14 protein-coding genes are annotated in these 13,167 nt (G+C 38.8%); 3 read left to right on the top strand and 11 right to left on the bottom strand.

Going from position 1 to position 13,167, the window contains the following annotated elements:
* Nucleotides 1-18: 18 nt before the first annotated feature.
* The 5 genes from V7164_RS02405 to V7164_RS02385 form a co-directional block, all read right to left on the bottom strand.
* Entirely contained in the window at nucleotides 19-1,374 is a 1,356-nt protein-coding gene (locus V7164_RS02405) for an MmgE/PrpD family protein (protein ID WP_335353335.1), read from the bottom strand.
* 24 nt (nucleotides 1,375-1,398) lie between these two features.
* On the bottom strand, nucleotides 1,399-2,259 hold the full coding sequence (locus V7164_RS02400; protein WP_335353334.1) for an HpcH/HpaI aldolase/citrate lyase family protein: 861 nt from the start codon (nucleotides 2,257-2,259) through the stop codon (nucleotides 1,399-1,401).
* Between the two features lie 91 nt (nucleotides 2,260-2,350).
* Complete coding sequence (locus V7164_RS02395) at nucleotides 2,351-2,998, bottom strand: GntR family transcriptional regulator (protein WP_335344353.1); 648 nt, start codon at nucleotides 2,996-2,998, stop codon at nucleotides 2,351-2,353.
* A 31-nt stretch (nucleotides 2,999-3,029) separates the two neighbouring features.
* Nucleotides 3,030-4,298: a TRAP transporter large permease gene (locus V7164_RS02390; protein ID WP_335353333.1), complete on the bottom strand. Its 1,269-nt coding sequence runs from the start codon at nucleotides 4,296-4,298 to the stop codon at nucleotides 3,030-3,032.
* The gene (locus V7164_RS02385) at nucleotides 4,295-4,849 is read right to left on the bottom strand and encodes a TRAP transporter small permease (RefSeq protein ID WP_335344350.1); all 555 of its coding nucleotides are present in this window, start codon (nucleotides 4,847-4,849) and stop codon (nucleotides 4,295-4,297) included. Before V7164_RS02385 ends, V7164_RS02390 begins: the two co-directional genes overlap by 4 nt.
* Nucleotides 4,850-5,067: 218 nt before the next feature.
* Between V7164_RS02385 and V7164_RS02380 the strand changes: the two genes are divergently transcribed.
* The 3 genes from V7164_RS02380 to V7164_RS02370 are packed head-to-tail and all read left to right on the top strand — an operon-like array spanning nucleotide 5,068 to nucleotide 7,614.
* Nucleotides 5,068-5,652: an amino acid synthesis family protein gene (locus V7164_RS02380; protein ID WP_335347610.1), complete on the top strand. Its 585-nt coding sequence runs from the start codon at nucleotides 5,068-5,070 to the stop codon at nucleotides 5,650-5,652.
* Nucleotides 5,649-6,620, top strand: a complete 972-nt coding sequence (locus V7164_RS02375; RefSeq protein ID WP_335347609.1) for an NAD(P)-dependent oxidoreductase — start codon at nucleotides 5,649-5,651, stop codon at nucleotides 6,618-6,620. The genes V7164_RS02380 and V7164_RS02375 overlap by 4 nt, the downstream gene beginning before the upstream one ends.
* A complete protein-coding gene (locus V7164_RS02370) occupies nucleotides 6,550-7,614 on the top strand; it encodes a DctP family TRAP transporter solute-binding subunit (RefSeq protein WP_335347608.1) in 1,065 nt (354 codons plus the stop codon). Before V7164_RS02375 ends, V7164_RS02370 begins: the two co-directional genes overlap by 71 nt.
* Before the next feature lie 133 nt (nucleotides 7,615-7,747).
* On the opposite strand, the gene V7164_RS02365 is transcribed toward V7164_RS02370, so the two are convergent.
* From V7164_RS02365 to V7164_RS02340, 6 genes are all read right to left on the bottom strand, one after another.
* Nucleotides 7,748-8,815, bottom strand: coding sequence for a tartrate dehydrogenase (locus V7164_RS02365; RefSeq protein WP_335353332.1), 1,068 nt, complete (start codon nucleotides 8,813-8,815; stop codon nucleotides 7,748-7,750).
* 2 nt (nucleotides 8,816-8,817) lie between these two features.
* Nucleotides 8,818-9,399, bottom strand: a complete 582-nt coding sequence (locus V7164_RS02360; RefSeq protein WP_335347606.1) for a FumA C-terminus/TtdB family hydratase beta subunit — start codon at nucleotides 9,397-9,399, stop codon at nucleotides 8,818-8,820.
* 34 nt (nucleotides 9,400-9,433) lie between these two features.
* A complete protein-coding gene (locus V7164_RS02355; RefSeq protein ID WP_335347605.1) occupies nucleotides 9,434-10,276 on the bottom strand; it encodes a fumarate hydratase in 843 nt (280 codons plus the stop codon).
* A gap of 1 nt (nucleotide 10,277) precedes the next feature.
* Nucleotides 10,278-10,946 carry a GntR family transcriptional regulator gene (locus V7164_RS02350; RefSeq protein WP_335347604.1) on the bottom strand — a complete coding sequence of 223 codons (669 nt, stop codon included), beginning with the start codon at nucleotides 10,944-10,946 and terminating at the stop codon, nucleotides 10,278-10,280.
* Between the two features lie 182 nt (nucleotides 10,947-11,128).
* A complete protein-coding gene (locus V7164_RS02345; protein ID WP_335347603.1) occupies nucleotides 11,129-11,347 on the bottom strand; it encodes a hypothetical protein in 219 nt (72 codons plus the stop codon).
* 132 nt (nucleotides 11,348-11,479) lie between these two features.
* Nucleotides 11,480-12,994 carry an acetyl-CoA hydrolase/transferase family protein gene (locus V7164_RS02340; RefSeq protein WP_335347602.1) on the bottom strand — a complete coding sequence of 505 codons (1,515 nt, stop codon included), beginning with the start codon at nucleotides 12,992-12,994 and terminating at the stop codon, nucleotides 11,480-11,482.
* Between the last annotated feature and the right edge of the window lie 173 nt (nucleotides 12,995-13,167).

Here is a 13,167-nt window from a genome sequence, read left to right as displayed (position 1 = left end):
TATTTCATGTTCTACTCCCTAATAAATAGGATTACTTATTTTTGAAGGCTTGCATTGTTTAATAAATTCACTTAAATCATCTAATTCTTCAAATCGATATACGTAATCAATTAGCCTGTTCTTAGATTCTTCACTTATGATCCTTCCTGTTACATCCAAAAACTTATCCTTTAGTTGCTGATCAGTCATCGGAACATCCATACTGCCAATGGCATGCTCTACAAAATACCCAATCTCACGTCCATCTATCAGGGTGACTGTGACTATGGCTTGATCTTCCTTCATTTTTTCATCAATCGTAAGCGCGATTTTTGACCTAAGCTCTTTAATCTTTGGATCATTTACAAATTCATCTGAAAACTCATGAACACTTGCCTTTAAATTTAGAAATCCTGCAGCGACACAGTGGAAAACACTGAACTTCCCTTCAAGACCTGTCATAATTTCTGTTTTTCCTGTTAACTCTTTTACGAGTGGATGGCCGGTAAGACTAATGGATGCAACTTCCTCTGCCTGTAACTGGTGTTCCCTCTGAATGTTGATGATTCCATCGATAGCTGGGTGTGTTACGATTCCGCTTGCAAATGGTTTATAGGAGTTCTTTTCAATTTCCCATGATTGCCCCCATCCTTCAGTTAGAAGCTCTAGTTTATTTTCTTCCGACAATACATGAATAAAGCCCCGTTCAGCCTCTAAAGCCTTTGTTGAGCTTGTAAACCCTTCTCCTGCAATAAGTGCGGCGAGCATTCCATTCATGGCGGCTTTTCCTGGGTGATAAGGTTTAGTCATCGTTCCAAACATTTCCCTTAAACCAGTTGGGTCAGTTGCGGCAATTCCAATGGCATAGGCTGTTTTTTCCTCATCAAGACCGAGTAGTTTGCATATAGCAACAGCTGCTCCAATTCCCCCGACACTTCCAGTGATATGCCAGCCCCTCCAATAATGGGATGGATAAATGGCTTTTGCTAATCTTGCTTGAACCTCGCAGCCAATGATAAATGCCTCTAATACCTCTTTCCCTGTTCTTTTATGGTGCTCGGCAAAAGCTAAAATAGCAGGAAAAACAGGTGCAGATGGGTGAAGGACTGTTTCCAGCAGCGTATCATCGAAATCAAATATATGTGATGACATTCCATTTAATAATGCAGCAAACAGCATATCCGTTTTTTCGTTTCTTCCTAAAATAGTTGCCTGAGGAGTACTTTCCATCATTTTCGAAACAGCTAGCACTTTATCCATCGATTCATGGTTAGCTGCTCCAATTGCTACACCCAGCCAATTCAGAAGACTTCGTTTTGTTTCATAAATGGCATTTTCGCTAATATCTTCATAGTTTGTTTGTTTAATATGGGATACTAATTCGTTAGTTATCATCGAAATCATTGCCTCCTAATGACTTTATTTACCCGAATACTGTAATAGACCTTTTGCTTTCTTATAAACAGGGTAGTCTACTAGTTTATTTCTAACTGAAATTGAGGCTATTCCCTTCAGTTCTGCTTCCTCAAATGCCTTCACAATTTCCATTGCTTCTTCTATCTCCTCTGACTCTGGAGTGAAAACTCGGTGAATAGATTCAAGCTGCTTTGGATGGATGGCTAACTTTGCTTTAAACCCAGATCTTCTTGCACGAACAGCCTCATTAGTTAATCCTTCATCATTTGCTAAATCTGGATATACTGCATCTACCGGATTTCCGATTCCTGCTGCTCTTGATGCATTGACAATTTGGGATCTTGCATAAATGAGTTCCTCGCCGCTGGCTGTCAATTCACAATCAAGATCGAGACAGTAATCAATCGAACCAAATACTAGCCGTGGAATGAAATGATGCGCATTTGCGATATCAAAAGCAAAATGAACCCCCTTTGCGGTTTCAATAAGCGGCAATACCTCAAATGGACATTCAGCTTTTTCCAATCTTTCAAAGCGTTCAATCACTGTTTGACATATGACCTTCATGTTACTGCCATTTTCTGATTTGGGCACAATAATTCCTGCTACACCTGCGTCAACAGCAGCCTCAACATCCGCTCTCCATAAAGGAGTTGTAATATCATTGATCCGAACATAAATATCCTTTTCTTGCGGGTTATTAATAAGGAAATTTTTTACTCTTTCTCTTGCAATATCTTTTTCACTAATTGCCACTGCATCCTCTAAATCAAAAATCACACAATCAGCTTCACTGGCAATTGCCTTGCCCATCATTTTTTCAGAAGTTGCAGGAACAAATAAGTAGGATCGCTTTATTTTCATATAACTTTCTCCCTTTATGGATATTGGATCCAAATTTTTTATAAAAAGTTGGCAGAGCTATGAAAAATTAGCTCTACCGTAATGGGTTCAATTAATCTTCTATAAATTCCAGGAGCTTATTTCCAGCCCTCATAATGTGATTTTCGACCAATAATCTTAATTTTATTGGATCATTCTCATCTAAAGCCTTAAGCATATTTTTATGCTCCTGATTAGAAACTACGACAGTATTTGGGATTAATATTGGAACGTACGCCGGATATCCCTCAATTAATTCCTTGGTAAGGATTTTTATCTTTTTCCACTTACAACCTTTTTGCAATAATGAGTGAAACTGCTGATTATGGTTCATGTAAGAGTCCATATTGTTCGTTTCAATATCATGATCCATGGACTCGACAAGTGTTTGGAGTTCCGCTTTATCCTTTTTCGTTAAAAAATTCATTGATTTTTGCACAGTAATTCCTTCTAATAAAGATCTTAAATAATAAAGCTCTTCAATATCCTCATTACTAACTCCAATAACCTGTGCCCCTTTGTGAGGAAAAAATATCACTAGCCCTTCCCTTTCAAGGCAACGCAATGCCTCCCTCACCGGCATTCTGCTTACACCAAGCTTTGTTGCCAATTCATCCTGGATTAATCTTTCTCCAGGCTTAAATTGCTGTGTAAAAATGGCTTCCCTTATCATTGCTGTCACTTTTTCCTGCAATGTAAGAAAATCATTTGACTGTTTCATGAAAGAACCCCTCATCGACAACACACTTTATTTATTTTGCTAGAAATAAAGAAATTTGCGGGAAAATAACGACCAATATTAAAGCAACGACCATAAGGACAAAGAATGGGGCAACACCTTTTACGACCTCCCCAACCTTTTCTCGAGTGATTCCACTGACTACGAATAAATTTAATCCGACTGGAGGAGTAATCATTGCAATTTCCATATTAATTGTCATAATAATCGCAAAATGGATGATATTAATGTCAAATATCACAAGGACAGGAAGTAAAATAGGCAAAGTTATCAAAATAATCGCTACTGCTTCTAAGAACATGCCTAGTACAAAGAACATGAGATTGACGCCAATCATGAATATCCATTTATTAGAAGAGCTTTCCTCAATCCAAGCAGCAAAATTTTGCGGTACTTGTTCAGTCGTTAAGAACATTCCAAAAATCATCGCGGAGGCAATGACTAGAAAGATCATAGCTGTAATATTTATTGATTCCTTTAAAATTTCTCTAAATTTAGGGAATGTCATCTCCTTATATATAAATACAGAAACAATGACTCCATATAAACAGGAAACGAATGCAGCCTCGGTTGGTGTTACAATCCCCGAGTAAATTCCGCCAAGAATAATAACTGGCAACAAAAAGCCCCAAATCGCTTTATATGATTTTTTCCACCTTACATCCATCGGCTCTTTCGGCAATTGTCCATAATTATTAATTCTTGCATTAACAATTGCTGACACTAGCAAGATTCCACCTAACATAAGACCTGGAAGAACCCCTGCAGCAAACAGCTTTCCTACAGATTCCTCTGCTACCGATGCGTAAATGATCAATGGAATAGATGGGGGAATCAAAATTCCGAGCGTTCCTGCCGCTGCTACTAACCCCATAGCATATCGTTTGCTATAGCCCGCTTTAATCATTCCAGGAATCATGATACTGCCTATCGCAGCAGCTGTCGCTGGGCTGGAGCCTGAAATAGCAGCAAAAATCATACAAGCAAGAATCGTAACAACTGCTAAACCGCCCCGAATATGACCAACCCATGATTTTAATGCTTCAATTAAATGATACGAGATACCGCCCTTTGACATGATAATACCGGCAAAAACGAAGCCTGGTATCGCCATTAAGGTCGCTGAATTTAAGGAGTTAAACATTTTTTGAATGACAGTATATAGTGTAAAATCAATCATTGACAATGCTACTATACTTGAAAGCCCTAAACTGATCGCTATCGGTACTCTGATTAAACAAAGAATGGCAAATACTAGAAATAGGACTAAGACCGGACTCATGCCCCTACCCCCTTGTCACCTGGATTATTCGCTGATTCCTTCATTTCTTCATAAAGCATTTCAATTTCTCCTGCCAGTTCACGCTTATCACCCTTCATTGCGCGATATGCGTTAATTATGAAGTAAAGTCCAAGCAATCCCATTCCAATAGGAAGAACGAGATAGGTTATCCAAATCGGAATCCCTACATCAATCGTTGTCATTCCCTGTTCCTTTGAAAGCGTAATCAATTCTAATGACGAATAGGCCAGGAAAAATGAAAAGAATCCACCAATAATATTAGCGATTGTTGCAACTACTTTTTTCATTCCAAAAGGTAATGAATCAAACAAAAGCTCCACTTGAATATGTCTTTTATCTTTTAAAGCCATTCCAAAACCTAAGAAAATTGCCCATACTAGTAAAAACTCAAAAACCTCCGTAATCCAAGCTGGCGGTGCATTCACCACATATCTCATAAATACACCATACAAACTTACCAATACCCCTCCAACAAATAGCACCCCAGCTGCTCCTTCTTCGATGCGATCAAGCCATTTCAAGAGTTTCATACAAATCAACTCCTTTTTTTAGATTGTATCCAATCTTTATTTCATTCTATTTTTCAATATACTAGATATGAACAGAAAAATAAATAGAAAATTCAATATTTTTATTTAATTTTCTATATTCACAATATTTAATATGTTTGTTATAATATTTTCAGCATCAATAGAAATATCTGATCGTACATTAATTTGTATCCAATTTTTTATAAGGAGGTTGGCTTGTGGATTTAGAAATTAGAAAGATTGTCACGATCCAGGAAGAAACATTTATCGAGGGATTCAAAAAGGCAGAAATTCCGGTACGCATTGCAGCTGCCTTGGCTGTAATCAAAAATCCTTATGCAGGAAGGTATGAAGAAGATCTTCTTCCTTTAATTAAAACTTACTCTGAAAAGCTAGGAGAAATTTTACCTAAAAAGGCTATGGAAGCATTAGGGATTACTGGAGAAGAAGTTGAAGCATACGGAAAAGGGGCACTCGTTGGTTTAGATGGAGAAATAGAGCATGGTTCAGCAATTATTCATACGCTCACTTTCGGGAATCCATTTCGATCGCTTTGCGGAAGTGCTGAAACTCTACTTCCTTCCGCAGAAAAAAGAGGGAATGCAGGTTCCACTCTTGACTTAGCCATCAAGCATAAGATGGATGCAAAAATCAGGAGCCATCATATGACCTTTGAAACAAGAATACCAGATGCGCCAAGAAATGATGAAATTGTTATTGCGGCAGTTGTAACCGCAAGTGGAAGGGCACATCCACGGATTGGCTCTTTACATAAAGAGCTTGAGGGAGTATTTCCTTCATGAGTGAAAGCGTAGGTTTTATAGGGCTAGGCAAAATGGGTTTGCCTATGGCTAAAAATCTATTAAAAAAAGGCTATAACGTTTTTGGAATAGATATAGACCAAGCAGCTAAACTTGAATTTCAATCCTTCGGTGGAAACATCGGAAAAATAGAGGACTGGGTTCACAATGTCCAGTTTATTCTCCTCATGCTTCCCTCCTCTACGATCGTTAACAAGGTTTTGCAGGAAATACTTGAAGCGTACACCGCTGAAAAAAATATGCACCAAGACCCTCTTATGATTATTGATATGAGCAGCTCGTACCCTGCCGAAACAAGGAAAAATAGTGAAAGATTAGATTCCCATCGTATTTGCTTTATTGATGCTCCGGTTAGCGGTGGAGTAAAAAAAGCAATTGATGGCTCCCTAACAGTAATGGCAGGAGGAACTTCAGAACAATTCGAAAAATGTAAGCGTTTATTAAGTGTCTTAGGGAGTAATCTTTTTCATATAGGTCCAGTAGGCAGCGGACATTTAATGAAAGCTATTAATAATTACCTATCCGCAACACATCTTCTAGCGTCTTGTGAAGCTGTTCAATTATTGGAAGCATTTGACGTTCAACCTGAACAGGCTATTCATGTCATCAATCATAGTACTGGCAGAAGCGGTTCTACTGAGTATAAGTTTCCTAATTTCATCTTAAATGAGGAATACAACTCTGGATTTGCTCTCGATTTATTGAGAAAGGATGTAGAAATGGCAAAGCAATTATTTATAGATGCTCAAGCAGCCACTTCTATACCACAGCTTGTCTTTGAAAAATTTGATGAGGCAAGTAAAGCTCTTGAAAAAAATGCCGACCACACAGAGATTAACAGATTCGTTTCATCCTATTTATTAAAAAGGGGGATTTCCAATGAAGAAAGTGAGAAAAATGTTACTGGCAGCTCTGACCCTAGTATTCGTGTTCGGTCTAGCAGCGTGTAGCAGCGGTTCATCCACGCAAAAAACAGAAGGTAATTCTGAAGGGACAGCGGAAGGAACTGAGAATAAAGAGAGCGGAGTACAAGAAATAACCATTAAAATTTCACACGTTGTTGCTGAAAACACACCAAAGCATCATGGTGCAATGAAAATGAAAGAAGTTATTGAAGCTGAATCAGGCGGAAAAATCAAAGTCCAAGTATATCCTAACAGCTCATTGTTCGGTGATAAAGATGAATATCAGAACTTAGTTGCAGATAACGTTCAATTTATTATCCCTGATATGTCTAAGCTTGTTGGTAACGACCCTGGCTTTAATATTCCAGCTATGCCGTTTTTATTCGAAAGTGATGAAGCAGCAGAAGCATTCTGGGATGGAGAAAAAGGACAAGAGATTTTTAAACGTCTAGAAAAAGACGGTGTTCTCGGTAGTGCTTTCTGGCCAAATGGCGCCAAACATATGACAAATGATAAACATCCGATAAGTAAGCCGGAAGACCTTCAGGGAATGAAAATTCGTACACAAGGTGGTCAATTACTCGAGGCTATTTATACTAAATTAGGAGCAGGTTCAACTTCCATCCCATTTGCGGAGCTTTACACTGCCCTGCAGCAAGGAACGGTTGATGGACAAGAAAATACATTCAGTAATATTGAATCAAAGAAGTTTGATGAAGTACAAAAATATATGACAATCATGGGTCACACTCGTGTTGACTATGCATTATTAACAAATACGAAATTCTGGAACAGCCTTAACGATGAAACGTTAGCTGTTGTTCAAAAAGGTGTAGATGAAGCAACTAAGATTGCAAGGGAATCTGCAGCAAAATTAAATGATGATGCTTTAGCCAAACTTAAATCTAATGGCTTAGTTGAAATCAATGAATTATCTGCAGAAGAAATTGACGCATTTAAGAAAGTACTAGAGCCGGTTTACCAAGAATATGCTGAAATAATTGGCGCTGATATTATTAAAGACGCCGAGAGCAGATAATCATTTATTAATAAAAATAAAAAAACCGCAGACGTGAACTGCGGTTTTTCTTTTGTGAACAAATTTTAACTGTTTTCCCTAAAATAAAAATAATCCCAACCTATTCGTCAGGATTATCTTGAATTATTTTTGCTTAAACAGACACTGCCTTCTTTAACCTTCTACAGATTTCATCCCCAACCTCGACAGTTGAAGCAGTTCCTCCAATATCCGGTGTTTTAATGCCATCATTCGTTACATCTTCCAACACATCTAGGAGCTTTTTCCCTAACTCAACTTCTCCAAAATGATCAAGCATCATTTTTGCCGTCCAGATTTGTCCAATTGGATTCGAAATTCCTTTTCCATAAATATCAGGAGCTGATCCATGAACAGGCTCAAACATCGATGGGTACTTTCCGTTTAAATTAATATTCGCAGCCGGAGCAATTCCAATGCTTCCCATAATTGCCCCGCCAATGTCTGTTAATATATCTCCAAATAAATTACTTGCGACAATCACATCAAATATTTGTGGTCTCGTAACAAAAAAGGCTGCTAATGCATCAATATGGAACGAATCTGTTTTAATATCAGCATAATCCGATTTAACATCTTTAAAAACCTCATCCCAAAAAGGCATAGAGTGAAAGATTCCATTGGATTTCGTTGCAGAAGTCACATGCCCCCTTCTTTTTTTCGCTAGCTCAAAGGCATACCTCATCGCACGTTCTGTCCCTTTTCTAGTAAAGACAGCATTTTGAATGGCCAGTTCATCTTCCCCTTTATGAATTCTTCCCCCTACCTCACTATATTCTCCCTCACTATTTTCTCTAACGACAATCAGATCAAAATCGTTAGGATTAACGAGCGGAGACCTTAGCCCTTTAAAATATTTGGCTGGGCGAATATTAATGGATTGCTCGAATTCTCTTCTAATTTTAATGAGAAGGCCCCATAAAGACACGTGGTCCGCAATGATTGCAGGGTTGCCAATGGCCCCTAGAAAAATAGAATCAAAGTTTGCAAGTGTTTTCAATCCATCATCAGGCATCATTTTTCCATGTTCCATATAGTAATCACAGCTCCATGGGAATTCTTGATACTCAAATTTCAATCCTCCATGAACCTCAGCTACTGTATCTAGAACCTTTAATGAAACCGGCACTACCTCTTTCCCAATTCCATCCCCAGGTATTACGGCTATTTCATATTTTCTCATTTTCACACAGCTCCCTTATTTGTTTTTTGATGATAATTTTCATATTTGGCTATTTCCTGCTCATACAAATCACCGCCATGTGAATCATAAGCTACGAGTAGTGGAAAATCCTCTACTTCCAATCTCCGAATAGCTTCAGGGCCAAGATCTTCATAGGCAACAACCACTTCTGCCTTAATTCTTCTGCTCAAAATAGTAGATAAGCCGCCAATGGCTGCAAAGGAAATAGCCCCATACTGCTGACAGGCTTCCTTTACCATATCTCTCCTCGGGCCTTTTCCGATTGTTCCAACTACTCCGTATTCATACATAGCCGGTGCGTACGGATCCATTCTGAATGCTGTAGTCGGTGCAACGGGTCCTATCACTTGGCCGGGCTTAGGCGGACAAGGGCCTGCATAAAAAATAACTTCACCTTTTAAATCTACTGGCAATGGTTCGTCTTTTTCGAGCAGCTCAACCATCCTTTTATGAGCTGCATCTCTAGCCATATAAATCGTTCCTGATAGCAGAACCGTATCTCCTATTTTTAGGTTTTCAACATCTGCCTTACTGATGGGTGTTTTCAGTCGGTACTCCGTCATTTCTTCCATCCCTCCAATATCTTGAAAAATACGATTAAATGACCACAGATTTTTTCCGCGCAGCATGACATTGAATATTTACAGCAACAGGCAGTGCTGTAATATGGCATGCATATGTTTCAATCGGCACCCATAGAGCTGTGCTTGTACCGCCAAGGCCTTGAGGGCCGATTCCGGTGTTATTAATTGCCTCTAGCAATTCTGCTTCAAGCTTTGCGATATGAGGTTCTGGATTATGAACACCCACCTCTCTGAGAACAGCATGTTTCGCAAGTGACGTTACTTTATCAAAGCTTCCGCCAATTCCTACTCCGACCACAACGGGCGGACACGCTTTTCCCCCAGCCTCTTTAATGGTCTGTATAACAAAATTCTTAACTCCCTCGGCACCTTCACCAGGCAATAAAAATTTCATAGCACTCATATTTTCACTGCCTCCGCCTTTTGGCAGGACTGTAATCTTAATTTGATCCCCTGGAACAATTTCTGTATGTACAACGGCGGGGGTATTGTCTCCTGTATTTACACGTAATAATGGGTCTCCAACTACTGATTTTCGCAGATAGCCTTCTCTATAGCCTGTACGCACACCTTCCTGTATAGCATCAAGATAATTTCCTCCAGTTATATGCACGTCCTGTCCCATCTCCACGAACACAACGGCCATGCCTGTATCATGGCAATACGGCATATGATTCGTTTTTGCCTCTTCTGCGTTTTCTAGCAGCTGTTGCAGAATAGATTTCCCTATTGGAGAAGCTTCGGTTTTTTCAGCCTGTCTGAATCCTGCCAATACATCCTCGGGCAAATAGTAGCATGCTTCCCAGCAAAGCTTTGCTACACTTTCTGTCAGCACTTCCGCATCTACAATTCTCATCTTATCTCTCCTTTTCTTTAATAAGCTGAACTAAGTTTTCAAGATCTTCTTTTGTATGTTCTATTAATCTTTTTGCTGCCTTTTCTGAATTTCTTTCTTTAATTGCTTCGAAAATTTGCCTGTGTCCATTTAAAATTGTTTCAGCTCGGTTAGCCCCTTCAAGATTTAGTAACCTATAATAGTGTGTTAAGGAATGAAGCTCATTGACTAGCTTTTTTAATCGTAAATTCCCGCTAATATGAATGATTAGCTCATGAAATCCAGAGTTGCATGCTACAATCTCCTCTTTCTCCTTTCTATTAATGGCCTCTTCAGTTTCTAACAAAATGCTTTCTAGCTCATTTATTTGTGCTTCAGATGCCCTCACTGCTGCTAGAGCTACGGCTTTTGATTCAAGGGCGAGCCGGCAATCATAAATATCTTGGACATCTTGTAACGAAGGCTTATAAACGATTATTTGTGATTTGTCATCCATTATGAGTAATCCTTCATTAATTAATGCCCGTATAGCTTCGCGAACTGGACTTCTGCTTATTGCGAATTGTTTCGCTAATTGTGATTCGTACATTCTATCACCCGGCTTGTAAATTCCTTCCCAAATCCCCTTTTTAATGGTTTGCTGAATCTGCTCATAAAATGGAAGAGCCCTTTCTAGTGAATTTTGATCCACAATAAGTGTCTCCTTACTATTTAGTCTGTCTTGTGTCGGCTGTCGACGCCGCTATATTCATAATATTATTTATTATCAGAAATTTCAATAATTATTTAATGCTAAATAGCATTTGCTTCCATTATTACAAATGAAAAAATAGGTACTATTTCCAATTAAGGATTTAGTACCTACTAGCCTAACTACCTTTTCTTCTTTTTCGAATTATCTACTACAGGTTTATTCTTTTTAACCGTTTCTAAGATTATTTGTACATTTATATTTTTTTCATCTACATTTTTAACACTGACAATTTTTCCTTTACGGCCTTTAATGTGTAGTTCCTCACCTTCTGTTGGAACACGTTTAAGCAGCTGGCACAGTAACTTATTTTTGTTTTCAAAAAAATGAACAGCAAACATTTTTGGATCACCTATTTTCATATAGTATTTGTTACACACTTTGTAACCTCTATATAAAATATTGGATGGCTGCTAGAATTAGACCAAAAACTATAAAAAAACTCTAGGTAAAAATCTACCTAGAGTTCACATCTATTTACATTCTACTAAAGCCTTCAGCATCGTTCCATTCTTCGCAAAATCCGAATGCCAAGAAAGTGCTTTTTCTAATACATGAGGTGTGTGGCCGCCTCTTGTTAAGGCTTCATGATAATATTCCCGAAGCTGCTCGCGATACATCGGATGAGCGCAGTTTTCAATAATTAATTCGACACGCTGTCTAGGAGCTAGCCCGCGGAGGTCCGCATAGCCTTGCTCTGTTACAATCACGTCAACATCATGCTCTGTATGGTCAACATGGGATGCGAACGGAACGATACTAGAGATTTTACCATCTTTCGCAATGGACTTTGTCACAAAAATCGCTAGACGAGCATTTCTAGCAAAGTCACCAGAACCTCCAATTCCGTTCATCATTTTCGTTCCAAGTACATGTGTGGAGTTTACATTTCCGTAAATATCTAATTCCAAAGCTGTATTTATTGAAATCAATCCGAGTCTGCGGATAATTTCTGGATGATTCGATATTTCTTGTGGTCTCATCAAAATTCGGTCGCGATACTGATCAAAGTTTGAGAAAACTTGCTTCATTTTTGATTCAGATAATGTGATGGAACAGCAGGAGGCAAAACGGACCTTTCCTGCATCCATTAAATCAAAAACGGCGTCCTGCAATACTTCCGAATACACTTCCAAGTCCTCAAACTCTGAATCTAGCATTCCATGAAGAACCGCATTGGCAACGGAGCCTATTCCAGATTGCAATGGAGCAAGCTTTTCAGTTAATCTCCCGGCTGCTATTTCTTTACGGAGAAATTCCAGTAAATGCCCGGCCATCACTTTTGTTTCCTCATCTGGCGGGACTATTGTTGAAGGAGAATCATCCTGATTTGTAAAGACAATGCCTTTTATCTTCTCGATATCTACTTTTATGCCTGTCGACCCAATACGGTCATCCGCCTTCGTTAGTGGAATAGGCTCTCTTTCCCCTTGCCTTCCAGGTGCAAATAAATCATGCAAGCCTTCTAATTCTGGTGTTTGCGCAAGATTGATTTCTACAATAATGGATTTAGCATGCTGTGCAAAGGTTAATGAATTTCCGATTGATGTAGTTGGTATAATTTGTCCATCCTCCGAAATCGAAACCGCTTCCAAAATAGCGAAATCAATAGGATCCATTACATTTGCTCGAATTAACTCTGCAGTGTGTGACAAATGCTGGTCAACGAATAAGAAGTCCCCTTGATTAATTCCACTTCTCATCGTTGGATCAGCTTGGAAAGGCAAACGCTTATTAATGATCCCAGCCTCTGCAAACAATTTATCAACATCAGAACCTAAAGAAGCCCCTGTATATACATTTACTTTGAAGTTTTCAGTTTTGGCTCTTTCTATTAAAGCAAATGGTACCGCTTTCACGTCCCCCGCACGTGTAAAGCCGCTTAAACCAAGAGTCATGCCATCTTGAATCCATGATGCCGCTTCCTCAGGTGTGACAACACGATCTTGTAAACTAGTGTTTTTTATACGTTCATACCCCTTATTCATTCTCCCAACCCTCTCCCACTATATAAAATTATTTTACCTATTAAAAACAGGAGAAAGGAGTTTTTGGATTAAATAGCAGAAAATTAGGACAGAACAGAAAATTCTTCGTACAAAGCAGAATATCCCTGATCTGCTTGGACTTTTTGTACGACTACTTCCCTTGATATGTCCGT

Source organism: Bacillus sp. JJ1474, assembly GCF_036965225.1.
In the GTDB taxonomy this organism is placed as follows: Bacteria; Bacillota; Bacilli; order Bacillales; family Cytobacillaceae; genus Cytobacillus.
The sequence above is the reverse complement of the archived record's forward strand: the minus strand, read 5'-3'. Positions and strand labels throughout refer to the sequence as shown.